We start from the raw sequence: 23,588 nt of genomic DNA, 5'->3' as shown, positions 1-23,588 counted from the left end.
AGAATGACCGAATACAACCATGAAGAGCTGGCTGCGATCCGTGAAGGCGTTCGCGCGCTGTGCGCCGACTTCCCTGCCGAATACTGGCGCAAGATCGATGAGGAAAAGGGCTTCCCGGAAGCCTTCGTCAAGGCCATGACCGAAGCGGGCTGGCTGTCGGCGATGATCCCCGAAGCGTTCGGCGGTTCCGGCCTTGGGCTGGCCGAGGCCTCTGTGATCCTCGAGGAAGTGAACGCCTGCGGCGGTAACTCCGGCACCATCCATGGCCAGATGTACAACATGTTCACCCTGCTGCGAAACGGCAGCGACGAGCAGAAAAGCTACTACCTGCCGAAGCTCGCCAGCGGCGAGCTGCGCCTGCAGTCGATGGGTGTCACCGAGCCGACCACCGGCACCGACACCACCAAGATCAAGACCACTGCCGTGCGCCGTGGCGACAAGTACGTGATCAACGGCCAGAAGGTGTGGATCTCGCGGGTCCAGCACTCCGACCTGATGATCCTGCTGGCACGCACCACCCCGCTGGCCGAAGTGAAGAAAAAATCCGAAGGCATGTCGATCTTCCTCGTCGACCTGCGCGAAGCCATCGGCAACGGCCTGACCGTGCAGCCGATCGCTAACCTGGTCAACCACGAGACCAACGAACTGTTCTTCGACAACCTGGAAATTCCTGCCAGCAGCCTGATCGGCGAAGAAGGCAAGGGCTTCCGCTACATCCTCGACGGCCTCAACGCCGAACGTACCCTGATTGCCGCCGAATGCATCGGTGACGGCCGCTGGTTCGTCGAGAAGGCCAGCCAGTATGCCCGCGACCGCGTGGTTTTCGGCCGGCCCATCGGCCAGAACCAGGGCGTGCAGTTCCCCATCGCCGAGGCCCACATCGAGATCGAGGCCGCCGACCTGATGCGCTGGCGCGCCTGCGCCGAGTATGACAGCGGCCGCAACGCCGGCGCCGCGGCCAACATGGCCAAGTACCTGGCGGCCAAGGCCAGTTGGGAAGCGGCCAACGCCTGCCTGCAGACCCACGGAGGCTTCGGCTTCGCCAACGAATACGACGTCGAGCGCAAGTTCCGCGAGACCCGTCTGTACCAGGTCGCGCCGATCTCCACCAACCTGATCCTGTCCTACGTGGCCGAGCACCTGCTGGAACTGCCGCGCTCCTTCTGATAGCGGATCCCTCCGGCACAGCGCCGGGGGGCTTGCCATAACAAGAGAGACCCCATCCATGACCCAGCCCACGGCCATCCGCCCCCTCGACGGCATCACCGTCATCAGCCTGGAGCACGCGATCGCTGCGCCATTCTGCACCCGTCAACTGGCCGACCTCGGCGCACGCGTGATCAAGGTCGAAAGGCCGGGCGTCGGCGACTTCGCCCGCGGCTACGACGAGCGGGTCAACGGCCTCGCCTCGCATTTCGTCTGGACCAACCGCTCGAAGGAAAGCCTCGCCCTGGACCTCAAGCAGGAGGTGGCAGGCGATATCCTCGACCAGTTGCTCGAACAGGCCGACGTGCTGGTGCAGAACCTCGCACCCGGTGCGGCGGCCCGCCTCGGGCTGGGCTTCGACACGCTGCACGAGCGCTTCCCGCGGCTGGTGGTGTGCGACATCTCCGGCTATGGCTCCGGCGGCCCCTACGAACAGAAGAAAGCCTATGACCTGCTGATCCAGAGCGAGGGCGGTTTCCTCTCGGTGACCGGTGGCCCGGGCGATGAGCAGATGGCCAAGGCCGGCAACTCGATCGCCGATATCGCCGCCGGCATGTACGCCTACACTGGCATCCTTTCCGCTCTGCTGCTGCGGGAAAAGACCGGTGTCGGCAGCCGCGTCGAGGTGTCCATGCTGGAAAGCCTCGTGGAATGGATGAACTACCCGCTCTACTACGCCTATGAAGGCGCCGCCCCGCCACCGCGCGCCGGCGCGGCCCACGCCACCATCTACCCCTACGGCCCGTTCCCGGTCGGCGACGGCAGCACCGTGATGCTGGGCCTGCAGAACGATCGCGAATGGCGCCTGTTCTGCGAGAAGGTCCTGCTGCAAGCGGAGCTGGCCGATGACGAGCGCTTCTCGGCCAACTTCAAGCGGGTGGCCAACCGGGACGTGCTGCGCAACCTGATCATCGAAGCGTTCGCCCGTCTCGACTTCGACACCGTGATCCAGCGCCTGGACAGCGCCAGCATCGCCAACGCCAGGGTCAATGACATGCAGGGTGTCTGGCAGCATCCGCAACTCAAGGCCCGGGATCGCTGGAGAGCAGTCGAAACCGCCGCCGGCACCATCCCCAGCCTGCTGCCTCCTGCCGTCAGCAACGCCTACACGCCGCGCATGGATCCCGTGCCCGCCCTGGGCGAGCACAGCGAGCAGATCCTCGCGCAGCTCGGCCTGTCCAACGAACGTATTCAGCAACTGCGCTCTTCAGGGGTCATCTGACCCCTCTTTTTTCGCGCAGCACCCTGTCCAACGAATGAGTAAAACTGCCATGAAAGTGCTGGTCGCTATCAAGCGTGTGGTCGATTACAACGTCAAGGTTCGCGTCAAGGCGGACAATTCCGGCGTCGACCTCGCCAACGTCAAAATGTCCATGAACCCCTTCTGCGAGATCGCCGTCGAAGAAGCCGTCCGCCTGAAAGAGAAAGGCGTGGCCAGCGAGATCGTCGTCGTTACCGTCGGCCCGGCCACTGCCCAGGAACAACTGCGTACCGCCCTGGCCCTGGGTGCCGACCGCGCCGTGCTGGTGGAGTCCGCCGAAGAGCTGACTTCCCTGGCCGTGGCCAAGCTGCTCAAGGCCGTTGTCGACAAGGAGCAGCCTCAGCTGGTGATCCTTGGCAAGCAGGCCATCGACAGCGACAACAACCAGACCGGCCAGATGCTGGCTGCGCTGACCGGCTACGCCCAAGGCACCTTCGCTTCGAAAGTCGAACTGGCTGGCGACAAGGTCAACGTCACCCGCGAAATCGACGGCGGCCTGCAGACCGTTGCCCTGAACCTGCCGGCCATCGTCACCACCGACCTGCGCCTGAACGAGCCGCGCTACGCGTCGCTGCCGAACATCATGAAGGCCAAGAAAAAGCCGCTGGAGACCGTTACTCCTGACACGCTGGGCGTTTCCACCGCCTCGACCAACAAAACCCTGAACGTCGAAGCGCCGGCTGCACGCAGCGCGGGCATCAAGGTCAAGTCGGTTGCTGAACTGGTCGAGAAACTGAAGAACGAGGCGAAGGTAATCCAATGACCATCCTGGTAATTGCAGAGCACGACAATCACACCCTGGCTGCCCCTACCCTCAATACCCTGGCCGCGGCACAGCGCATCGGCGGCGATATCGTCGTGCTGGTGGCGGGCCTCGACGTGGCCGGCGTAGCCTTCGCGGCCGCGCAGGTCGCCGGTGTCGGCAAGGTGCTGCTGGCCGACGATGTGGCGTATGCGCACCAGTTGCCGGAGAACCTCGCGCCACTGGTTGCCAACCTCGGTCGCGACTTCAGCCACGTGCTGGCGCCGGCCACCAGCAATGGCAAGAATCTTCTGCCCCGGGTGGCGGCATTGCTGGATGTGGACCAGCTTTCCGAGATCATCTCGGTGGAGTCAGCCGATACCTTCAAGCGTCCGGTCTATGCCGGCAATGCGATCGCGACGGTGCAATCGAGCGCAGCAGTCAAGGTCATTACCGTACGCGCCACCGGCTTCGAAGCCGTGGCGGCCGAAGGCGGCGCGGCGCCGATCGAGGCATTGGCCGGCGCCCGCGACGTCGGTATCTCGGCGTTCGTCAGTGAAGAACTGGCCAGCTCCGATCGTCCGGAGCTGACCGCCGCGAAAATCGTCGTTTCCGGTGGCCGCGGCATGGGCAGTGGCGACAACTTCAAGCACCTGTACGCCCTGGCCGACACACTCGGCGCTGGCGTCGGTGCGTCCCGCGCGGCCGTCGATGCCGGCTTCGTGCCCAACGACATGCAGGTCGGGCAGACCGGCAAGATCGTCGCGCCACAGCTGTACATTGCCGTGGGTATCTCCGGCGCAATCCAGCACCTGGCCGGGATGAAGGACTCCAAGGTCATCGTCGCGATCAACAAGGACGAAGAGGCACCGATCTTCCAGGTCGCCGACTACGGCCTGGTCGGCGACCTGTTCGAGATCGTGCCCGAGCTGACCGCTACCCTTTGACCCGAGGACATACACAATGACAACATACCTCAATAGCTGGATCGGACGCAGCGAGACCAGTCATGACCAGATCAGCCACAACCTGGTCAAGCGCATTGCCGCCACCTTGAGCGAAGCGCCGCCCGCCCCGGGCGCTGCCCTGCCGCTGCTGTGGCACTGGGCGTTTTTCCAGGACCCGGTGAATGCCGACGGCCTGGGCGCCGATGGCCATCCGGCGCGCGGTGGCTTCCTGCCCCCGGCGGACAACCGCAACCGCATGTGGGCCGGCAGCCGCCTGGAATTCCTGCGCCCGCTGCGGGTGGATGCCCAGGTCTCCCGGCGCTCGACCATTCTCGATGTCCAGGAAAAACAGGGACGCACCGGATCGCTGCTGTTCGTCACCGTCGAGCACGAGTATGTGCAGGACGGACAACGCGCCCTGGTCGAGGAACACGACATCGTCTATCGCGAGCCCACCCCGCCCCGGCTTGGCGGAACCGAGGCCTTGCCCCAGGCCGACTGGCAGGAGCCGGTGGAGCCCACGCCGACCTTGCTGTTCCGCTATTCAGCCGTCACCTTCAACGGACACCGTATTCACTATGACTGGCCGTATGTGACCGAGACCGAGGGCTATCCTGGACTGGTCGTGCATGGTCCGCTGATCGCCACCCTGAACCTGCGTGCGTTCGTGCGCGCCAACCCCGGTGCCAGGGTTCGACGCTTCAGTTTCCGCGGTCTGCGGCCGCTGATCTGCCCCGATGCCTTCGTGGTGGGTGGACAACTGCTGGGCCATGGCAAGGCCAGGGTCTGGGCCGGCAACGACTCCGGGCAGGCGCAGGCCGGCGAGATCGAATACACCGAGGAGGGCCGTCCATGAGCCCGGCTATCGTGCGTAGCGCCCTGTTCGTCCCCGCCAGCCGCCCCGAGCGTATCGCCAAGGCCCTGGCCAGCGGCGCCGACCGGGTGATCGTCGACCTTGAAGACGCGGTGGAGGAAGTGCTCAAGAAACAGGCCCGCGACAATCTGCAGCGTTTCCTCGAAGAACAGCCCCAGGCTCAGGTCCTGGTGCGGGTCAATGCGCCGGAACATTGGGCCCATGAGGCGGACCTGGCGCTGTGCCGGCGCTTCCCCGGGGTCACCGGCATTCTCCTGCCCAAGGCCGAGACGGTCGCGCAGGTGGCCCGGACCCATGCCACAGGCAAGCCGGTGTGGCCGATCATCGAAAGTGCCAGAGGCCTGGTCGCCCTTGGCGAACTGGCGGCGGCGGAAGGCGTCGACCGCCTGTCGTTCGGCAGCCTCGACCTGGGTCTGGACCTGGGCCTGCGGACCGGCAGCGAAGCCGCCGAGCAGGTACTCGGTCACGCTCGCTATGCGGTGCTGCTGCACAGCCGCGCGGCCGGCCTGGCCGCACCGCTCGATGGCGTATACCCGTCCATCCAGGACACCGAAGGCCTGCAGCGTCACGTCGGGTTCGCCCGTGACATGGGCTTTGGCGGCGCCCTGTGCATCCACCCCGGCCAGGTCCAAGTCATTCACCGTGCCCTGCGCCCTTCCGAGGCCGAGCTGGATTGGGCAAGGCGGGTTCTGGAGAAAGCCCGGGACGGGGCCGGGGTCTTCACCCTGGACGGCCAGATGGTCGATGCCCCGGTGATCCTGCGCGCCCGTGCCACCTTGCAACAAGCCGACTGATCCCCAGTTCCAACGCCCATGCCCCCGGTGCCCAGGCATTCCCCTGTTCTGACGGACAGCGAGCGCCGGCACCGGGGGCACCCTTGCGAAAGGATCTCCTCATGATCATCAAATCCTTCAAGGCCAGACGCCGTTGCAAGCGCCTGGTCTGCCGGCTGCTGCGCGCGCTGTCGAGGATGCCATCCTATGGCTGAAGTCGCCGGATCGTGCCCGCCGCACTTGCTGCAGGCCGCCCGGCAACTGATGGCCGAGCATGGTTATGCGGCCATGACCATGCGTCAGTTGGCCGGGCGGGTCGGCCTGCTGCCGGGCAGCCTCTATCACCATGTCGCCTGCAAGCAGGACCTGTTGCTGACGGTGTTGCTGGATATCGTGGAGCGTCGCATCGAGGCCTGGGAGAAAGGCAGTCACACCCGTGACCTGGCAGGCTTCGTCGGGTTTCTGCTGCAGCGCCAGTGCAGCCACCCCGATGAAGAAGTGCTGTTGCGTCATGAAGCGCGGTTTCTGGAGGACGCCCAGCGCAACTGGCTGGACAAGGCACTCGCACGCCTGGGCCAGCCGCTGGCACGCATCATCGAAGGCCGCTGGCTGACGCCGGATGGCCGCAAGGTCTGCGCGGCCATCCTGGCGGTGATCGATGCTGCGGGCAGTTTGCGTGTGCAGGGACATGACGAGGCCTGGGTCAACGCGCAGGCGCTGGAGATGTGCCACCTGCTGGCCCGGGATTGCGTCGGTGGGTTCGGTGGCGCAATTGCCGGCAAGCCAGCACGCACAGGGCAGCACTGTTAGCGCGAAGAACGCGGCAGGTCTTGAATGAAGAAGCATGGCTTGCCCATGAAGGTATGGGTATCTACACATCTTTTCCGAAGACCAGTGGTGACCCCGGGTCGCTTGTCGAGAGACCGCATGATGGCCACCAGGCGCATGCCGATGGATCTTCAGCGCTCTTCAGATCGAGCGCCGCCCGCGCGGCGCCTCGCTGGCAAGCCAGCTCCCACATTTGTTGCAACGCGCCATGGCCTGTGAGATCTCCGCTGCCAGCCTTTGGAGGCTCGGCGATACATAGCGGGGAGGCTGTTGAGTTCGACGCGATATAGCGTCGTACAAACAAGGCGATCAACTATGGCCTTACAGACATAGGTACGTTGCAACAAATGTGGGAGCTGGCTTGCCAGCGATGCGCCGCGTGGGCGGCGCTCGATCTCGAGGGCGCTGCAAGAGCATCGACATGCACAGCGATGCGCCGCGCGGGCGGCGCTCGATCTCAAGGGCACCAGAGAAGTCGTGGCAAGCACCTGTCAGCCTTGATGCGATCTACTGACAAGCCTTCTCACCTCAAAAGATGTGTAGATACCCATGGCCATCACGGGCAAGCCACGCTCCTACCTGAACTACGTCGTTCGGGCCTCGGCGCCCTGGCGCAAGCGCTGCAAAAACCGCGGAAACACCTCGGGGTTGACCATGCGTGGCGCCTCGTGACCCGCCAGCACCTGCAGGATCTGCTGCGCCGCCCAGCGCCCCATGCGCCAGCGCGCCTCCGTGGTCACCCCTGCCGTGTGATAGAGCCCGACGACATTCTCCAGCCCCAGCAGCGGGTGATCGAGCGCCGGTGGCTCTTCATCCCAGACATCCAGCCCGGCACTACCAAGATGGCCGCTGGCCAATGCAGCATGCAGCGCGGCTTCGTCATGCAGGCCTCCACGGGCGGTGTTGATGAACACCGCCCCCTTGCGCATGCGTGCGAAGGTGTCGGCATTCATCAGCCTCAGGGTGGCCTCGGTTCGCGGACAGTGCAGAGAGACCACGTCGCTCGATCGCAGCACGTCATCCAGCGTCACCGCCTGCCCTCCCCGCGCGGCCACCTGGCCGGCGTCGAGAAACGGATCATGGGCGAGCACCCGCATCCCCAGCGCCTGCCCCAACCGCGCCACCCGGGTACCGATTTCACCCAGGCCGATGAGGCCCAGGGTCTTTTCGTACAACTCCGAGCCCATCAGGTCCTCGCGGGAGAATCCACGGGAAGTCCGCAGACGCCGGTCGGACTCGCTGATACGCCGGGCACAATCGAGCATCAGGCCAAGGGTCGCCTCGGCTACCGACTGCGCGTTGGCGCCGGACTGGTTGACCACCAGCACGCCGGCACGGGTACAGGCAGCGACATCCACCGTGTCGTATCCGGCACCGTTGGTGGACACGCACAGCAGGCGCGGCAAGCGGGCCAGTAGCGGCGCGCCGACGTGCCAGGGCGGCGGCAGCTCATCCCTGGCCGACGGCACCTGGTAGACCTCGCAGGCTTGCAAGGTGTCGAAGATCAGCGCGGGGTCGGCGCTACGCGCTACCGTGCACAATTCAACACCCGGCGCCTCGGCAAAGGTCTGCGCCATGACCGGGTGGTACCACACATCGAAACGCATGACTCTTTTCATCTCGGCATTCATCTCCCGCACCTGCCTCAGTGACCGACCTGGGTGGATACGGCCTTGCGTCCGAGGAACTTGCGGATGCCGATGTTTTCCTCGACCTTGCCATCGCCATCGAGGTAGCCGTGCCTGCCCAATTCAGGCATCAACAACGCGGAAATCAGGGTAATTGCACCGATCGCGGCAACGTACACGTAGAAATACTCCTCCAGCCCGAGGGAGCGGAAACTCAGCGCCACGTACTCGGCCGAGCCGCCAAACATCGCGGCACCCACCGCATACGGCAGGCCGACCCCCAGGGCACGCACGGTGGGCGGGTAGAAGTCGGCCTTGAGCACACCGGTGACCGGGGTATAGAACGCCGCGATCAGCAGGCCGGCGACCACCAGGGCGAAGGCGCTGTAGGGGTCCTGCACGCCCTTGATGGCGGTTAGCAGAGGAATGACCAGGAAGGTCGACAGCACGCCGAAGATGATCATGTTGCGCCGCACGCCGATCTTGTCGGCAAGCAGGCCGAACACCGGCTGGCAGAGCATGAAGATGACCAGCGCGACCGCCATCAGGATACTCACGGTCGGTGCCGGCAGGCCGACGCTGACCACCAGGAATTTCTGCATGTAGGCGGTGAAGGTGTAGAAGTACAGGGAGCAGCCGATGGTGATGGTGAAGGTCAGCAGCACGGCCTTGCGGTGTTGCATCAGCGCCTTCAGCGAGCCGGACTCCTTGCGTTTCATGTCCGCTTCGGTCGCTGTCTCGCGCATGGTCCGCCGCAGGTAGACCACCACGATGGACGCCAGGGCGCCGATCAGGAACGGTATGCGCCAGCCCCAGGCCTTCAGGTCCTGCTCGCTGAGCAGCAGTTGCAGAACCGCCACGGTCAACAAGGCCAGCAACTGCCCGGCGATGATGGTCATGTACTGGAACGAGCCGTAGAACGAACGGCGCCCGGCCCTGGACACTTCACTGATATAGGTGGCCCCGGTGCCGTACTCGGCACCGACCGAAAGCCCCTGCATCAGCCGCGCGACCACCAGCAGCACCGGCGCGGCCACGCCGATCGAGGCGTAGGTGGGCATGACCGCGATCATCAGCGAGCCACCGCACATCATGAAGATGGAGATGATCATCGAGATCTTGCGCCCTCGGGTATCGGCGATATAGCCGAAGATCCAGCCGCCGAGCGGACGCATGAAGAACCCCACGGCAAAGATGCCGGCCGTGGCGAGGAGCTGGCTGGTCTGGTCGCCAGCGGGGAAGAACAGCGAGGCGAAGTAGATCGAGGTGTAGGCATAGATGAAGAAGTCGTACCACTCCACCAGGTTGCCGGAGCAGACCCCAACGATGGCGGTAGTGCGCTCTTTGCGAGTCAACGGACGTGCCGTATGCATGTCTGCGTTCATATCAGTACCCTTGTTGTTATTGTTTACCGACGCAGGGGGTAGCGTCGCACAGGGTCCTGAAACGAGCAGGGGCAGGCACGGCCTAACAGCTATGCTGATCCGCTATTCCTCGCGGCCCTCCTGTGCCCGGTTGCGCAGATGGTCGGCGACCTGTTGCGCGGCCTGGGCCAGGCAGCCCTTGAAGAAGTGGTTGGTCCCGCAATAGACCTGGACCGCTCGATGGTCCGCCCGCGCCCATTCGAGGAGGTTGGCCAGGGGCGCCATGTCGTCCTGCTCACCGTGCAGCAACAGGCACCCGGCAGGCAACGGCAGCGCGGCGTAGTGGCGACCGCCAGGCACCTGACCGACCGGCAGCCCCAGCAGGGCGATCGCGCTGAACTGCCCGGGCATTGCGCAGGCGAGACGGGCGAAGACATGGGCGCCGAACGAGAAGCCCACCAGCGCCAGCGGCAAATCCGGGTAACGGGTGCGCAGGTGCTCGACCAGCACCCGGCAATCCTCGGCCTCGCCCACCCCGCCATCGTGTGGCCCGGTGGTCTTGCCCACGCCCCGAAAGCTCGGGCGAACCACCCGCCAACCCTCGGCGACCAGCCCGCGAGCCAGGGTGACCGGCACTACATGCAGCGGACTGCCGCCCAGCAGCGGTTGCGGGTGAGCCACCAGCGCCACGCCACGCACCGGGCCGGTCGGTTCGTCGACCAGCAGCTGGATCTGCCCGGCAGGTCCCTGGATCAGTTGCTCGCCTCTCGCCTGGTCAGTCATCGGTGCTCCCCTCCCCGGTCGTCGCCTCGACAGTGTCGCGCCGCTGCATATGCCGCAGCACCAGCACCACCAACAGCACATTGAGCAGTGCCAGCAGGCACAGGGCGAGCAGTACGCCCTGGGCGCCGAAGTGCTGCAGGATAAAGCCACCGACCAGCGGCGTCAGCGCCTGCCCCACCAACGATGGACGTGACATCTTGCCCATCAGCGATACGTACTGGGCTGGCGGCATCAGCGCGAGCGGCAGCAAGCCGCGGACGATCGCCCGCAGGCCATTGCCCAGTCCGTACAGCACCAGCCCGAGCACGGTCATGCCGGGTACGGTGGCCACCAGCAGCATGCCCACCGCGACCAGCAGCACCGACACCAGCGCGGTCCATACCGGATGGCGCTTGCTGGCCAGCATCTGCAGGACCCGCGAGGCGACCTGGCTGGGGCCAAGCACGGCGCACAGGGCGATGGCTGCCGCCAAGGAGAAACCCATGCCCTGCAGCACCGCGACCAGTTGCACGGAGATGGCGGTCATGATGATCGCGCCGAGGGCGAAGATCCAGGTGAGCAGCAGGTAGATGCGCCTGTCCAGGCCCGCAGCCGGGCTGGCGACCGAGCCCTTCAGCACAGCACCAGGCGCCTGCGCCGGCAGCACCCACAGGTAGGCGGGCGCTACCACCACAAGCAGCAACAGGGCATAGGCGACGCAGGTCTGGCGCCAGCCCAGGTACTCGATCGCCAGGGCCACCAATGGCCACGACAAGGTGGTAGCGAAGCCGGAAATCAAGGTAATGCCGACGATCGCCTTGCCCGCCCTTTCGGCGTACAGGGCGCCCAGCGTGGCGAAGAGCGTCTCGTACAGCCCGCAGGCCATGCCCACCCCGATCACCCCCCAGGCGAGCATGAACCAGGCCAGGTTCTGGCTGGAGGCGACCAGCAATAGCCCGAGGGCGACGATGGCACCACTGCAGGCCAGTTGCACACGACCACCATGGCGCGCGACCAGGCGGCTGGACAGGGGCGCGAGCAACGCAGCCACCATCAGGCTGAGGGACAGCGACCCATAGACCCAGTGTGCGGCCCAGCCGGTATCGCGGGTGATCGGCTCACCCATGACCGCCAGCAGGAAGAACGAACCGCCCCAGACCAGGATCTGCAGCAGGCCTAGGCAAACGACGCCCGGGGCGCCAGGGAGACGAGCATCGGGCTGCACGAGAAAACCTTGGTCTGGAAACGAGGGGAAGCGAGGGTGCGATCAACGCAGGAAACGTCGCTATTCTAGGGCCCGCCATTGCCGCCTGCTATAGAACCTCGGCATATCAGCTATGGCCTGGTACCCGAGGCGCAGAGACGCTGCGCCCCCGGTACCGGCTGTTCAGGACTTGCGCTGCAAGGTGTGATAACCCAGCTCTTCACGCGCCTGGCTGAGCGTGCGGCCCTTGCCGATCAGCTCGCGAATGTTCGCTTCGACCGCCTCGATCTGGCGGGCCACCTCAGCGACCTCACGTGCCCGTGCACGCGGAACGACGACGACACCATTGGCATCCGCCACCACGATGTCCCGCGGGCTGACACGGGCCTGGCCGATGGACACCGGCTGGTTGACCGACTCCACCTGCACGCGGTCCTTGCCGGTGCGCATGAAGCGGCCCTTGGTGAACAACGGGTAGCCGTCGCCGAGCGCCTTGTTCACATCGCGGCAGACCCCGTCGATGACCGTGCCGGCAATGTTCCGCGCCCCGGCGTACTGGGTCATGATGTCGCCCCAGACCGTGCAATCGGTACGGCCATCGTTGTCGATGACCACGATATCGCCTTCAGCCACGTCATCCACGAAATCGCCCACGGTGCCCGGCGGAACGCTGGCCGAGACATAGCGAACGGTGAAGGCAGGCCCGACGACCACCTGCTTGTAGTTGTCCAGCGGCATTACCCCGAAGCAGTGGCCCGGCAGGCCCAGCTTGTCCAGCGCATCGGAAACGCCCGGGGTATCCAGCCCTTGGAACAGGGCGACCAGCTCTTTATCTTCTGGATGCATCGTTAGCTCCTCTCAACAGTTTGATCGACAGAAATGTACAGGCCCGACCAGGGCGAACTCATGCCGGCCTGGTCTTGGCAATCGGCTCGACGATGGTCAGCAGCAGCACGAAGCTGATCAGCGAACCGATCGCGAGGTAGGTGAATACGTAGTTCCAACCGTAGCTGTCGAGCAGCAAGCCGGTAAGGAACGGCGTCGCGGCAGCCCCCAGTTGCCCGATCATGTTGACGATGGCATTGGCGATCGGGAAGGTTGCCTTGGTGGCCAGGGCCATGGGGTAGACCATGTAGGAGGAGAAGCCGAAGCTCAGCACCATCCCGGTGGCCATCAACAGCAGGCCGTAAAGGAACGGATCCGCCGGCGAATTGATCAGCAGGTACATCATGATCGACGTGCCCAGGGCCGAGAGCAGCATGCCCGGCTTGCGTCGCCCGCCCAGCCAACGGTCCGAACAGTAGCCCCCGATCAGGTTGCCCAGCACCGCGCCCACCCAGGGCGCCGCCGAGACCAGGCCCATGTTCATCACGGAGAAGCCCTTGACGGTGATCAGGTAGGTGGGGATCCACGACAGCAGGACACTCGATACACCCAACTGGAAGCAGTAACTGGCGGCACAGCCCCAGACCAGCCACGAACCGAACACCTGGCGCCGGGTTTCCAGGGGCGCGACTTCACGGCGGCGGATCAGGAAGTCAAGGCGCTTGAAGCCAAGGCCGGTCTTCTTCGGCGAGGTGCCGGCGGCAGGCAGCGAATCCTGCGGGGTCTGGTCCACGATGTAGTCCAGTTCCGCCTGGTTGACGAAACGGCTCTTCGACGGATGGTCGGCGATCATGAAGTACCAGAGGATCGACAGCAGGATGCCCGGGATGGCGAAGAAATAGAACACCTCGCGCCAGCCCCAGACCGAAATGATCACCGCGCACAGTGGCGGGACTATGACCGGTCCGAACTTCACCGCAGAGAGGAAGATACCCGATGCGATGCCCTTCTCCCGGGGCGGAAACCAGTTGTTGATGGTGGTCGTCATGCTGATGGGAAGCGGACCCTCGGCCAGGCCCAGGCCAAAACGGTACAGCTTCAAGGCGATCAGCGAACCCGCGGTGCCGACCAGGCCGGTCAGCAGCGAGGTCATGACCATGGCGGCCGGCAGGATCCGACTTACGCCAAAGCGGCTGAACGCCAGCCCGGCGGGAATCTGGGCCAGGGCATAAGCCAGAAGGAACAGGCTCATCAGCCCGCCCGCCTCGGCGTTGCTCATCGCGAATTCCTGGCGAATGAACGGCAGCGCGACACCCAGGTTGGCCCGATCGGCGGCGGCGATGGTATAGATCGAAAAGATCATCCCGGCCACGACCCATCGATAGCTGCTGCGCCCTTTGGCATGGGCTGTTTCAGCGGTCGACATACTTGTACACCCTTTGTTTTTGTAATTCGGGCGTAATCTAGGCGCAGGTACGGGAGAAGAAAAGCGACAAATACTCACCACAATTCATCACTTTTAGTGGACAATCAAGCCCGCTCCGATTGCCGCCGCAGGTAGAAAAAATTGATCACGCTCAAGCAGATTGAAGCCATCTACTGGATCGTCGAACTGGGGAGCTTCGAGTCGGCGGCGACCAAGCTCAACATGTCGCAGTCAGCGATCTCCAAGCGTGTCCAGGAACTGGAGGACGCCTTCGGCGTCTCGATCTTCGACCGCTCCAAGCGCAGCGCCCGTCTGACTCAGAAAGGTGTCGAACTCTACGAGAGCGCGGTTGAAATGCTCCGTCAGCGCGATGACCTGCTGGAGCGGATCAGCTCGAAAGAAACCCTGGTCAGGCGCTTCAGGATAGGCGTCACCGAACTCACCGCCCTGACCTGGCTGCCGACCCTGGTCGAGCGCATCCACCAGACCTATCCGAAGATCGATCTGGAGCCCTCCATCGAGTTGAGCACCGACCTGTTGCGGCGCCTGGAAGCCGATGAACTCGACCTGATCATCGTGCCCGACATCTTCCGCGATGCACGCTTCGTCACCAGCCCGCTGGCCGCCGTGAAGAACGCCTGGATGTGTTCCCCTGCGCTGTATCCAGGCGACGAGCCCATGAGCCTGCAACAGCTGTCATCCCTGACGGTGCTGACCCAGGGCGCCAGCTCCGGCACTGGGCAAACCTACGAGCGCTGGCTGGCCGAACATAACGTGCGCCTGAACCGGACCCTGACCAGCAACTACCTGGTGGCACAGGTCGGCCTGGCCATCTCCGGCGTCGGCATCAGCTACCTGCCCCTGGAATGCATGGGGTCGGTGATCCGCGAGGGTAAATTGAAAGTGATCCAGACTGACCTGCCCTTGCCGGCGATCAGCTACGTATGCGTGCACCGGGCCGACCGCTACCAGGGGCTGAGCGTCGAAGTGGCTCGGCTGGCGCAGCAGACCTGCGACTTCAGCCGGCTTATCATCACCTGAAGCGATGTTTTCTCATTAATAAATATCGCTAAAAGTAAAAGCAGATCTTTCCTAACATCGACGGGCACCCCCTTGGGGTTACGTCATTCAGGAGATGGTCATGCTGTTACCCGGGTCCCGTGTTCTTCCCTCGCCCCCGCTCGCCCCTGCGCACGTCATCGAGTCGTTCCGCTCGGTCGTTACCCCCCACATCAGTGACAACCTGGGTCGTCACATCGGTGCGCGGGGCCTTACCCGCTACAACACCTCGGGCAAGATGGTCGGCACGGCCCTGACCGTGAAAACCCGTCCGGGCGACAACCTGTTCATCTACAAGGCGCTGACCCTGCTCGAACCGGGGCATGTCCTGGTTATCGATGCCCAGGGCGACACCAACAACGCGGTGATCGGCGAGCTGATCAAGCTGTATGCCGAGCAGCGCGGCTGCGTCGGCTTCGTGGTGGATGGTGCGATCCGCGATGTTGAAAGCTTCCGGGACAGCCCATGCTATGCCCGGGGCGTCGTTCACTGCGGCCCCTACAAGAGCGGCCCGGGGGAAATCAACGTGCCGGTTTCGGTGGGTGGGATGATCGTCAACCCGGGCGATATCATCATCGGGGACGAAGACGGGATCGTCGCGTTCGCCCAGGAACTCGCGGAGCCGGTGCTGACCCTGGCGAGGGCGCACGAGGCCCACGAGGAACTGGTCAAGGCCGAGATCGCGACAGGCGCGGTCGATCAGTCATGGCTCGACAAGGTACTGGATAAGGCCGGATTGGCGAATTGATCAGGCGCTGACGGCCTGGGCGCACGTACTTCGCCGACAGCCGTGGAGGGCTGCCGGCACCACAGCTTTGTACGTCCGGATTTCATTCACTCAATCGTGTGCTTGAACATCCGGGATGCTGGCGGTTTCCGTGTTTTTCCGCGCAACAAAAAAAGGCCCCGAAGGGCCTTTTTTCTTTCACTCCAGAGCAACCAAAAATCACTCTGAAGCGCCATATTTGGAGCGGGAAACGAGACTCGAACTCGCGACCCCGACCTTGGCAAGGTCGTGCTCTACCAACTGAGCTATTCCCGCGTCGTCTTGATGGTGGGCATTCTATAGAAATGAAATATTTCGTCAACCCCTTGATTCAAAAAACCTTTTATTTTGTTTCCGAGCCTTCGCGCAGGTGCGGCCAGGCGGCGCGCAGGTAGTGCACCATCGACCACAGGGTCAGGCCGGCCGCGATCAGCAGCAAGGCGTAGCCCAGCACCACCCAGGCGGTCAGCGCCGGCGGGTTGGCGAGGAGGATGACCAGCGCGAGCATCTGCGCCGCAGTCTTCCATTTGCCCAGGTTCGATACCGCGACATGCGCCCTCGCCCCCATCTCGGCCATCCATTCACGCAGCGCCGAAACCACGATCTCTCGGCCGATGATCACCGCCGCCGGCAAGGTCAGCCACAGGTTGGCATGGACCTGCACCAGCAGGACCAGGGCCACCGCGACCATCAGCTTGTCCGCCACCGGGTCGAGGAAGGCACCGAACGGCGTGCTCTGCTGCAGGCGCCGGGCCAGGTAGCCGTCGAGCCAGTCGGTGGCGGCGGCAATGGCGAACACGCTGCTGGCTGCTACGTAGCTCCAGTGATACGGGAGGTAGAACAGCAGAATGAAGATCGGGATGAGCAGGACACGAAGGACTGTAAGCAGATTCGGGATATTCATCAGGACAACTGGCTGCGAGGTGAGCGAAGGATTCTACTCGCTATGCAGGCTGTCATAAATCGACTCGGCGAGCTTTTTGCTGATTCCCGGTGCCTTGGCGATTTCTTCGGCACTGGCACGGGACAATTCCTGCAAGCCGCCGAAATGTTTCAGCAGGTCGCGGCGACGTTTCGGCCCGACTCCGGCGACATCTTCCAGGGTCGAGGTACGCCGCGCCTTGCCACGCCGGGCGCGGTGGCCGGTGATGGCGAAACGGTGGGCCTCGTCGCGGATCTGCTGGATCAGGTGCAGCGCCGGGGAGTCGCCACGCAGGGTGAATTCGTGGTGCACGTCGTTGAGGTACAGGGTCTCGAAGCCGGCCTTGCGGGTCACGCCCTTGGCCACGCCGAGCAGGGTCAGGTCAGGGACCTGCAGGGCCTCCATCACTTCCCGGGCCATGTTCAACTGGCCTTTGCCGCCGTCCACCAGGAGCACGTCGGGCAGCTTGCCCTCGCCGTCCTTGATCCGTCCGTAGCGCCGGGTCAGGGCCTGTTGCATGGCAGCATAGTCGTCGCCAGCGGTGACGCCTTCGATATTGAAGCGGCGATAGTCGGATTTGATCGGGCCTTCCGGGCCGAACACCACGCAGGAGGCCACGGTGGCTTCGCCGCTGGAGTGACTGATGTCGTAGCATTCCAGGCGCTGCGGGACTTCCGGCAGGCCAAGCACTTCGGCCAGGGCCTCGAAGCGCGCCGCCATATGCTGGCGGTTGGCGAGGCGGGCCATCAGCGCCTGCTCGGCATTGGTCACCGCCAGTTGCTGCCAGCGGGCACGGGTGCCGCGGACCCGGTGGCTGATGGTCAGCTCGCGGCCGCGCAGGGTTTCCACGGCGCTGCACAGGGCCTCGAAGTCCTCGTGCACGACGTTGACGATCAGCTCCGCCGGCAGTTCCCGTTCGGAGTTGCCCAGATAGTACTGGGAGAGGAAGGCCGACATGACCTCGGCCACCTCCTCCTCGATGCCCACCTGGGGGAAGAAGTTCTTGCTGCCCAGCACCCGCCCGCCGCGCACGCTGATCAGGTGCACGCAGGCGCCGCCCGGGTTGACGAAGGCCGCGACCACGTCGACGTCGCCGCTGCCGCCTTCCATGCTCTGCTGGTCCTGGACCCGGCGCAGCAGGGCGATCTGGTCACGCAGCTCGGCGGCCTTCTCGAACTCCAGGGACATGGCGGCTTTCTCCATGTCGGCATTCAGTTCGTTGGTCAGCTGATGGCTGCGGCCTTCGAGGAACATCACCGAGTGGCGCACGTCCACGCCGTATTCCTGCGGCTCGACCAGGCCGACGCACGGCGCCTTGCAGCGCTTGATCTGGTACTGCAGGCACGGCCGGGTGCGGTTGGCGTAGTAGCTGTCCTCGCACTGGCGGACATGGAAGGTCTTCTGCAACAGGCTCAGGCTTTCACGGATCGCCCCGGCGCTGGGGTACGGCCCGAAATACTTGCCCTTCTGCTTCTTGGCCCCACGATGAATACCCAGCCGCGGGAATTCGCCGTCGGACAGGAATACGTAGGGGTAGGATTTATCGTCGCGCAGCAGGATGTTGTAGGGCGGGCGCCATTCCTTGATCAGGGTCTGCTCGAGCAGCAGCGCCTCGGTCTCGCTGGAGACGATGGTGGTCTCGACACTGGCGATATGCCCGACCAGCGCGGCGGTCTTGGGCGCCAGGCCGGTCTTGCGGAAGTAGCTGGCCAGGCGCTTCTTGAGGTTCTTGGCCTTGCCTACATAAAGAAGGCGACCGCCCGCATCGAACATCCGGTAGACACCCGGACGGCCGCTGCAGGTTGCCAGAAAAGCACTTGGATCAAACGCGGGGGTCATGTTCAGAGGTTGGCATCAACCATACCGTGGCGGACGGCCAGCAAGGTGAGTTCCACATCGCTGGTGACCGAGAGTTTTTCGAAGATGCGGTAACGGTACGTGTTCACGGTTTTCGGCGACAAGCACAGTTTGTCGGAAATGATCTGCACCTTCTGGCAACCGACGATCATCAGGGCGATCTGGATTTCCCGCTCCGACAGGCTGTCGAACGGCGAAGCGTTCTTCGGTTCGAAGGATTTCAGCGCCAATTGCTGGGCGATCTGCGGGCTGATGTAGCGCTGCCCGGCGAACACCAGGCGGACCGCCTGGACCATTTCCTCGAGCCCGGCGCCCTTGGTCAGGTAACCGGCGGCGCCCGCCTGGAGCAGGCGCGTGGGAAACGGATCGTCCTCGCAGACGGTGACCGCGACCACCTTGATGTCGGGATGACTGCGCAACAGCTTGCGGGTGGCTTCGAGACCGCCGATTCCAGGCATTTTCACGTCCATCAGGACGACGTCCGGCTTCAGTTCGCGGGTCTTCTTCAGCGCTTCTTCGCCCGAATCAGCCTCGCCCACCACCTGCAGACCGTCGATGTCGGCCAGCATGCGGGTTATACCGGTACGTACCAGATCGTGATCGTCGACCACCAGAACCCTAATCAAGCAGACACCTCGCCTTACGGTCTGAATTGGATCCGGCCACCTTATCAAAAAATTGCAGGGTGGACCTAACAGAATGCGTCACAAATATGACGTCAGATTTCATTTTTTCGACATTTCTGGTGCGCTTTGTCCGATCAGGCCACTGCCACTTTACCTACAGGCGAAACGGCATTACCCGCCAGGCTCTCCAGAAGATGTCTTACAGCCTGCTGATCCGCCACTTGCAGGCGCCGGTAGCAGTCGAGCAGGTGGTTCTCGCCGGGACGCAAATCGTCCAGGGTCGCCGGAGTCGGCACACCACTCAGGACGTACAAGGCATCCACGCCATTCGCCGCCACCGCCGCGAGGTAATCGGCACGCGGCGTACGCTCGCCACTCTCATATTTGCCCTGGGCGTTGGGTTCGACCCCGCCAATATCGCCAAATGCCCGTTGAGTCAGCCCAAGGCGCTCGCGTTCTTCCCTGAGACGTAGTCCAATACCCTTCATACGAATACATAATCCTTTGCAAAACACCCATTAACGGGTAGGAAACCCGGTACATCCACTGCACCGTCAACAATCTTGAACTATGCCTGCGCGGCGAAGTTCTGCACAAGCCGTCCTACGCCTTTCGAAGGGGGTCAGCGAACGTTTCGCTGCATGCGGATAAAGCATTCCTCCTCGCCCTCTTCGCGGAATCCTTCACGCAGATAAAGTTGACGGGCCGGATTGGTTTTGAATACGGTCAGGCGCATCCATGGCAGGCGACGCCGCCCCGCCCAGGTGTTCAGTTCGCGCAACACCCAGGTGCCGACGCCCTGCCCCTGAAAATCTTCGGATATATGCAATTCGCGGATATACAGCGCGCGCATGTCCTGGCTGAGGCTGCAGAAACCCAGGCGTCGATCGTCGTCCATCACCAGCCATTGCTCGCGCCAGCCCCAGCCCTGATCGAAGGCCTCGTCCTGCCACAGCAGGTCGAAGTCGCAGTAGTAGCGGAGCATGCCCTTGCGGGTCAGGTCGCGGGCGTAGGCCAGGTCGAGGTCGCTGGCCCGTTGCAGTCGCAGGTTCAAGATGGATCTTTCTCCTGATCGGCGTAGCACACCGGGGAACTGCCCGGCCCCTGGCGTTCCAGTTCGTCTTCCAGCCATTCGGCGAGCACTTGGGCATTACTGTGCTCTGTGTCCTTCGCGGCATAGACCAGGGTCAGGTCGCCCTGGCGGGCCAGGTCCAGCAACGGCCACCAATGTTCCGGACGGGCGGTCAATTCCTGCCGGTAACGCTCGGCGAAGGCCCTGGCGTCGACCTCTCCGGCATGAAAGGCCTTGCGCAGCGCATTGGACGGCGCCAGCTCCGGCAGCCATTGCACGACATCGAGCCTGGTCCTTGCGCCGGTTGCGCGGCCACAGCCGGTCGACCAGCACACGCTGGCCATCCTCTTCAGCCGGGGCTTCATAGGCCCTTTTGCAGCGGATCATGACGCGCCCTCCTTGCCTGAACATCACTGAAATCAATGGAGCTTACACCCGGATTCGTTGACTGGCGTCAGCCCGATCACTGCCTATGCTAGTACGCTGCTCGGTACCAGGCAGGAGCCTGAAAATGTCACCCCCGGACCCGTACATGACTACCCAGACCAGCGCCGCCCCTTGCCCGGCCGCGCTTGCAACGCCCTCCTCCGGCTCGCGCGCGAGCCGTACCCCCACCGTGGTGTTCTGCAGCCTGTTGATCGGCGCCCTGCTCTACACCGCCTGGAGCCTGTTCCGCGATATCGATGCCAGCGGCACGGTCATCACCACCTGGACGCCCTTCCTGTTGCTCGGCCTGGCGCTGTTGATCGCCCTGGGCTTCGAGTTCGTCAATGGCTTCCACGACACCGCCAATGCGGTGGCCACGGTGATCTACACCAACTCCCTGCCGGCGCGCTTCGCCGTGGTCTGGTCGGGGGTGTGGAATTTCCTTGGTGTGCTGTTCTCCAGCGGCGCGGTGGCCTTCGGGATCATTGCCCTGCTGCCGGTGGAGCTGATCCTCCAGGTCGGTTCCTCGGCCGGTTTCGCCATGGTCTTCGCCCTGTTGCTGGCGGCGATCATCTGGAACCTCGGCACCTGGTGGCTGGGCCTGCCCGCCTCGTCGTCGCACACCCTGATCGGCTCGATCATCGGCGTCGGCGTGGCCAATGCATTGATGCACGGGCGCGACGGTACTTCGGGGGTCGACTGGGCCCAGGCCGGCAAGGTCGGCTATGCCCTGCTGTTCTCGCCGATCCTCGGTTTTGCCTGCGCCGCCGTGTTGCTGCTGGGCCTGCGCAAGCTGGTGAAGAGCCGCGAGCTGTATGAAGCGCCGAAGGGCGACCAGCCACCACCGCTGTGGATCCGCAGCCTGCTGATCGTCACCTGTACCGGAGTGTCCTTCGCCCACGGTTCCAACGACGGGCAGAAAGGCATGGGCCTGATCATGCTGATCCTGGTTGGCACCTTGCCCATGGCCTATGCGCTGAACCGGACCATGCCGGAGGAACAGTCGCAGCAGTTCGTGGTGGTTGCCCAGGACACCCGTCAGGCACTGACGAACTACGCCACGGTGCCGTTGCTGAACGCCCAGCCCCGTGACGTCCTGACCCAGTTCATCCGCGCCCCCGAAGCCAGCCCGCTGCTGATCCCGGCCCTCGCTGCACTGGCCGGGGATATCGGCCAGCAGGTCGACAGCTACGGCCTCGCCGGCATCCCCGCCGAAGCCGTGAGCAACGTGCGCAACGACATGTACCTGACCAGCGAAGCGATCCGCCTGATGGACAAGCACAAGCTGCCGGATATGGACGCCGCAACCCGGCAGACCGTGCAGCAGTTCAAAGCGCAGATCGACGACGCCACGCGCTTTATCCCGCTGTGGGTCAAGGTCGCCGTGGCCCTCGCCCTTGGCCTGGGCACCATGGTCGGCTGGAAGCGCATCGTGGTGACGGTCGGCGAGAAGATCGGCAAGACCCACCTGACCTACGCCCAGGGCGCCTCGGCCGAACTGGTCGCCATGTGCACCATCGGCGCGGCGGACCATTTCGGCCTGCCGGTCTCGACCACCCACGTACTCTCGTCGGGGGTGGCCGGGACCATGGTCGCCAACGGTTCCGGGGTGCAGGGCCGGACCATCCGCAACCTGGCGATGGCCTGGATCCTCACCCTGCCGATGTCGATCCTGCTGTCCGGCGCGCTGTACTGGCTGCTGACCCGGTTTATCTGATCAGGCGCTGCTGCTGCGCAGCTCGCCGATCTTCTCCAGGCGGGCACGGACGATATTGCGGCTGATGTTCAGCAGGCGCCCGGTCTGCAGCTGGTTGCCGTGGCAGAAGCGGTAGGCGGTGCGGAACACGGTCTCCTCGATATGCTCGTAGAGGTCGGGGATATTCTGCTCGAACAAGGCGGTCAGCGCCGCTTCCAGGTCCGGCGGGGCCGCCGGCAGGCGTTGCGGCAGCGCGTGCTCCTCATGCCTTACCCCCATCGGACGCATATCCACCAGGTGCAGGTCCCCCGGCTGCACGCGCTGCTGGCGGCAGACCAACAAGGCGTGATGGATGGCGTTCTCCAACTCGCGGATGTTGCCGGGCCAGCTATGGGACAGCAGCTTGCGCTCGCTTTCCGGGCTCAGGCTGGCGCGGTTGTAGCCCAGGCGCTGGCAATGTTCCTCAAGGAAGAATTCGGCCAGCGGCAGGATATCTCCCGGCCGCTCGCGCAGTGGCGGCAGGCGGATGGTCGCCACGTGCAGGCGGTAGAACAGGTCCTCGCGGAAATTCCCCGCCACCACCGCATCGGCCAGGTTGACGTTGGTCGCTGCCACCAGGCGCACGTTGATCGGCACCGGCGTGCGCGAGCCGAGGCGCACCACCTCGCGCTCCTGCAATACCCGCAGCAATTTCACCTGCATGTTCAGCGGCAGGTCGCCGATCTCGTCGAGGAACAGGGTGCCGCCGTTGGCCGCCTCGAACCAACCGGCCTTGGCATTGGTCGCCCCGGTGAACGCGCCCTTCTCGTGGCCGAACAGCTCGCTCTCCACCAGGGTCTCGGCGAAGGCGCCGCAGTTCACCGCCACGAAGGGCTCCCGGCCACGACGGCTGAGTTGATGGATATGCCGCGCCACCAGCTCCTTGCCGGTCCCGGTCTCGCCGATGATCAGCGTATTGGCTTCGCTGGGCGCCAGGCGCTCGATACGACTGAGCAACTCCTGGGAGCGCGGGTCCTTGAACACCAGGACGGTGGCGCGAACGGACTTGGTCAGTTCGCGGGCGTTGGGATGGGTAATCAGCGACATAAAGGCATTCCTGGCATGGGTGGCGCGCCTTCATAGTGCACGAAACAAATTAGAACAAATAATTATTAATTTGCATTTGTATATTCCAAAAAGAAGCATGCGGTTTGATTGCTGCTCCAGCAGCAGCGGCCAAGCAACGGGGTGCCCGGAGATCAGCACAGCGGCCCGGACGGGCTTCCGTGCGTTCGACTGAAAGCCACGCGTTGCAAGGGCTGCAGCGATTTCCCGGATAACTGGC

General features: G+C 64.1%; 22 protein-coding genes, 1 tRNA gene and 1 pseudogene. 10 read left to right on the top strand and 14 right to left on the bottom strand.

Annotated elements, in window-relative coordinates; translation table 11 throughout:
• Positions 1–3 precede the first annotated feature (3 nt).
• The 7 genes from AC2CQI_RS01270 to AC2CQI_RS01240 all read left to right on the top strand — a co-directional run bounded on the left by AC2CQI_RS01270 (position 4) and on the right by AC2CQI_RS01240 (position 6,613).
• Positions 4–1,167 carry an acyl-CoA dehydrogenase family protein gene (locus AC2CQI_RS01270; RefSeq protein WP_484578860.1) on the top strand — a complete coding sequence of 388 codons (1,164 nt, stop codon included), beginning with the start codon at positions 4–6 and terminating at the stop codon, positions 1,165–1,167.
• Positions 1,168–1,225: 58 nt separating this feature from the next.
• Positions 1,226–2,428, top strand: coding sequence for a CaiB/BaiF CoA transferase family protein (locus AC2CQI_RS01265; RefSeq protein ID WP_484578859.1), 1,203 nt, complete (start codon positions 1,226–1,228; stop codon positions 2,426–2,428).
• Positions 2,429–2,477: 49 nt separating this feature from the next.
• A complete protein-coding gene (locus AC2CQI_RS01260; RefSeq protein ID WP_484578858.1) occupies positions 2,478–3,230 on the top strand; it encodes an electron transfer flavoprotein subunit beta/FixA family protein in 753 nt (250 codons plus the stop codon).
• Positions 3,227–4,156, top strand: coding sequence for an electron transfer flavoprotein subunit alpha/FixB family protein (locus AC2CQI_RS01255; protein ID WP_484578857.1), 930 nt, complete (start codon positions 3,227–3,229; stop codon positions 4,154–4,156). The genes AC2CQI_RS01260 and AC2CQI_RS01255 overlap by 4 nt, the downstream gene beginning before the upstream one ends.
• 16 nt (positions 4,157–4,172) lie before the next feature.
• Entirely contained in the window at positions 4,173–5,012 is an 840-nt protein-coding gene (locus AC2CQI_RS01250) for an HTD2 family dehydratase (RefSeq protein WP_484578856.1), read from the top strand.
• Positions 5,009–5,824, top strand: coding sequence for an HpcH/HpaI aldolase/citrate lyase family protein (locus tag AC2CQI_RS01245; RefSeq protein ID WP_484578855.1), 816 nt, complete (start codon positions 5,009–5,011; stop codon positions 5,822–5,824). Before AC2CQI_RS01250 ends, AC2CQI_RS01245 begins: the two co-directional genes overlap by 4 nt.
• A gap of 186 nt (positions 5,825–6,010) precedes the next feature.
• Complete coding sequence (locus AC2CQI_RS01240; RefSeq protein WP_484578854.1) at positions 6,011–6,613, top strand: TetR/AcrR family transcriptional regulator; 603 nt, start codon at positions 6,011–6,013, stop codon at positions 6,611–6,613.
• 602 nt (positions 6,614–7,215) lie between these two features.
• Here AC2CQI_RS01240 and AC2CQI_RS01235 read toward each other — a convergent pair.
• The 6 genes from AC2CQI_RS01235 to AC2CQI_RS01210 all read right to left on the bottom strand — a co-directional run bounded on the left by AC2CQI_RS01235 (position 7,216) and on the right by AC2CQI_RS01210 (position 13,840).
• The gene (locus AC2CQI_RS01235; protein WP_484578853.1) at positions 7,216–8,238 is read right to left on the bottom strand and encodes a hydroxyacid dehydrogenase; all 1,023 of its coding nucleotides are present in this window, start codon (positions 8,236–8,238) and stop codon (positions 7,216–7,218) included.
• Between the two features lie 38 nt (positions 8,239–8,276).
• Complete coding sequence (locus AC2CQI_RS01230; protein WP_484578852.1) at positions 8,277–9,632, bottom strand: MFS family transporter; 1,356 nt, start codon at positions 9,630–9,632, stop codon at positions 8,277–8,279.
• A 114-nt stretch (positions 9,633–9,746) separates the two neighbouring features.
• The gene (locus AC2CQI_RS01225; RefSeq protein ID WP_484578851.1) at positions 9,747–10,406 is read right to left on the bottom strand and encodes an alpha/beta hydrolase; all 660 of its coding nucleotides are present in this window, start codon (positions 10,404–10,406) and stop codon (positions 9,747–9,749) included.
• A complete protein-coding gene (locus AC2CQI_RS01220; RefSeq protein ID WP_484580567.1) occupies positions 10,399–11,559 on the bottom strand; it encodes an MFS transporter in 1,161 nt (386 codons plus the stop codon). The genes AC2CQI_RS01225 and AC2CQI_RS01220 overlap by 8 nt, the downstream gene beginning before the upstream one ends.
• Positions 11,560–11,772: 213 nt before the next feature.
• The gene (locus tag AC2CQI_RS01215; protein ID WP_484578850.1) at positions 11,773–12,435 is read right to left on the bottom strand and encodes an RraA family protein; all 663 of its coding nucleotides are present in this window, start codon (positions 12,433–12,435) and stop codon (positions 11,773–11,775) included.
• 58 nt (positions 12,436–12,493) lie between these two features.
• Positions 12,494–13,840, bottom strand: coding sequence for an MFS transporter (locus tag AC2CQI_RS01210; RefSeq protein ID WP_484578849.1), 1,347 nt, complete (start codon positions 13,838–13,840; stop codon positions 12,494–12,496).
• 141 nt (positions 13,841–13,981) lie between these two features.
• Between AC2CQI_RS01210 and AC2CQI_RS01205 the strand changes: the two genes are divergently transcribed.
• Complete coding sequence (locus tag AC2CQI_RS01205) at positions 13,982–14,881, top strand: LysR family transcriptional regulator (RefSeq protein WP_484578848.1); 900 nt, start codon at positions 13,982–13,984, stop codon at positions 14,879–14,881.
• Positions 14,882–14,981: 100 nt separating this feature from the next.
• Positions 14,982–15,647, top strand: a complete 666-nt coding sequence (locus AC2CQI_RS01200; protein ID WP_484578847.1) for an RraA family protein — start codon at positions 14,982–14,984, stop codon at positions 15,645–15,647.
• 218 nt (positions 15,648–15,865) lie between these two features.
• Here AC2CQI_RS01200 and AC2CQI_RS01195 read toward each other — a convergent pair.
• From AC2CQI_RS01195 to AC2CQI_RS01165, 7 genes and pseudogenes are all read right to left on the bottom strand, one after another.
• Positions 15,866–15,941 (bottom strand) — tRNA-Gly (locus AC2CQI_RS01195).
• Positions 15,942–16,008: 67 nt separating this feature from the next.
• The gene (gene pgsA, locus AC2CQI_RS01190) at positions 16,009–16,569 is read right to left on the bottom strand and encodes a CDP-diacylglycerol--glycerol-3-phosphate 3-phosphatidyltransferase (protein ID WP_075804200.1); all 561 of its coding nucleotides are present in this window, start codon (positions 16,567–16,569) and stop codon (positions 16,009–16,011) included.
• 33 nt (positions 16,570–16,602) lie between these two features.
• Positions 16,603–18,426: an excinuclease ABC subunit UvrC gene (uvrC, locus tag AC2CQI_RS01185; RefSeq protein WP_075804199.1), complete on the bottom strand. Its 1,824-nt coding sequence runs from the start codon at positions 18,424–18,426 to the stop codon at positions 16,603–16,605.
• A 2-nt stretch (positions 18,427–18,428) separates the two neighbouring features.
• Positions 18,429–19,070 carry a response regulator transcription factor GacA gene (gacA, locus tag AC2CQI_RS01180; protein ID WP_075804198.1) on the bottom strand — a complete coding sequence of 214 codons (642 nt, stop codon included), beginning with the start codon at positions 19,068–19,070 and terminating at the stop codon, positions 18,429–18,431.
• A gap of 134 nt (positions 19,071–19,204) precedes the next feature.
• On the bottom strand, positions 19,205–19,558 hold the full coding sequence (locus AC2CQI_RS01175) for a helix-turn-helix domain-containing protein (protein ID WP_075804197.1): 354 nt from the start codon (positions 19,556–19,558) through the stop codon (positions 19,205–19,207).
• A 134-nt stretch (positions 19,559–19,692) separates the two neighbouring features.
• Positions 19,693–20,124, bottom strand: a complete 432-nt coding sequence (locus AC2CQI_RS01170; protein ID WP_484578846.1) for a GNAT family N-acetyltransferase — start codon at positions 20,122–20,124, stop codon at positions 19,693–19,695.
• Positions 20,121–20,529: pseudogene (locus AC2CQI_RS01165) on the bottom strand (DUF488 domain-containing protein). Before AC2CQI_RS01165 ends, AC2CQI_RS01170 begins: the two are co-directional and overlap by 4 nt.
• A gap of 145 nt (positions 20,530–20,674) precedes the next feature.
• On the opposite strand from AC2CQI_RS01165, the gene AC2CQI_RS01160 reads away from it, so the two are divergent.
• Complete coding sequence (locus tag AC2CQI_RS01160) at positions 20,675–22,285, top strand: inorganic phosphate transporter (RefSeq protein ID WP_484578845.1); 1,611 nt, start codon at positions 20,675–20,677, stop codon at positions 22,283–22,285.
• On the opposite strand, the gene AC2CQI_RS01155 is transcribed toward AC2CQI_RS01160, so the two are convergent.
• The gene (locus AC2CQI_RS01155) at positions 22,286–23,350 is read right to left on the bottom strand and encodes a sigma-54 interaction domain-containing protein (protein WP_075804193.1); all 1,065 of its coding nucleotides are present in this window, start codon (positions 23,348–23,350) and stop codon (positions 22,286–22,288) included.
• Positions 23,351–23,588: the final 238 nt, after the last annotated feature.

This window comes from Pseudomonas sp. P2S-1, from assembly GCF_057197725.1.
Note: the sequence above shows the minus strand (reverse complement) of the source record. Positions and strands in the feature narration are given on the sequence as shown.

What these genes read in the sequence shown, in the direction of transcription:
- AC2CQI_RS01270 (WP_484578860.1), top strand. Translation starts at nt 4, where the DNA reads ATGACCGAATACAACCATGAAGAGCTGGCTGCGATCCGTGAAGGCGTT.
- AC2CQI_RS01265 (WP_484578859.1), top strand. Translation starts at nt 1,226, where the DNA reads ATGACCCAGCCCACGGCCATCCGCCCCCTCGACGGCATCACCGTCATC.
- AC2CQI_RS01260 (WP_484578858.1), top strand. Translation starts at nt 2,478, where the DNA reads ATGAAAGTGCTGGTCGCTATCAAGCGTGTGGTCGATTACAACGTCAAG.
- AC2CQI_RS01255 (WP_484578857.1), top strand. Translation starts at nt 3,227, where the DNA reads ATGACCATCCTGGTAATTGCAGAGCACGACAATCACACCCTGGCTGCC.
- AC2CQI_RS01250 (WP_484578856.1), top strand. Translation starts at nt 4,173, where the DNA reads ATGACAACATACCTCAATAGCTGGATCGGACGCAGCGAGACCAGTCAT.
- AC2CQI_RS01245 (WP_484578855.1), top strand. Translation starts at nt 5,009, where the DNA reads ATGAGCCCGGCTATCGTGCGTAGCGCCCTGTTCGTCCCCGCCAGCCGC.
- AC2CQI_RS01240 (WP_484578854.1), top strand. Translation starts at nt 6,011, where the DNA reads ATGGCTGAAGTCGCCGGATCGTGCCCGCCGCACTTGCTGCAGGCCGCC.
- AC2CQI_RS01235 (WP_484578853.1), bottom strand. Translation starts at nt 8,238, where the DNA reads ATGCGTTTCGATGTGTGGTACCACCCGGTCATGGCGCAGACCTTTGCC.
- AC2CQI_RS01230 (WP_484578852.1), bottom strand. Translation starts at nt 9,632, where the DNA reads ATGCATACGGCACGTCCGTTGACTCGCAAAGAGCGCACTACCGCCATC.
- AC2CQI_RS01225 (WP_484578851.1), bottom strand. Translation starts at nt 10,406, where the DNA reads ATGACTGACCAGGCGAGAGGCGAGCAACTGATCCAGGGACCTGCCGGG.
- AC2CQI_RS01215 (WP_484578850.1), bottom strand. Translation starts at nt 12,435, where the DNA reads ATGCATCCAGAAGATAAAGAGCTGGTCGCCCTGTTCCAAGGGCTGGAT.
- AC2CQI_RS01210 (WP_484578849.1), bottom strand. Translation starts at nt 13,840, where the DNA reads ATGTCGACCGCTGAAACAGCCCATGCCAAAGGGCGCAGCAGCTATCGA.
- AC2CQI_RS01200 (WP_484578847.1), top strand. Translation starts at nt 14,982, where the DNA reads ATGCTGTTACCCGGGTCCCGTGTTCTTCCCTCGCCCCCGCTCGCCCCT.
- pgsA (WP_075804200.1), bottom strand. Translation starts at nt 16,569, where the DNA reads ATGAATATCCCGAATCTGCTTACAGTCCTTCGTGTCCTGCTCATCCCG.
- uvrC (WP_075804199.1), bottom strand. Translation starts at nt 18,426, where the DNA reads ATGACCCCCGCGTTTGATCCAAGTGCTTTTCTGGCAACCTGCAGCGGC.
- AC2CQI_RS01175 (WP_075804197.1), bottom strand. Translation starts at nt 19,558, where the DNA reads ATGAAGGGTATTGGACTACGTCTCAGGGAAGAACGCGAGCGCCTTGGG.
- AC2CQI_RS01160 (WP_484578845.1), top strand. Translation starts at nt 20,675, where the DNA reads ATGACTACCCAGACCAGCGCCGCCCCTTGCCCGGCCGCGCTTGCAACG.
- AC2CQI_RS01155 (WP_075804193.1), bottom strand. Translation starts at nt 23,350, where the DNA reads ATGTCGCTGATTACCCATCCCAACGCCCGCGAACTGACCAAGTCCGTT.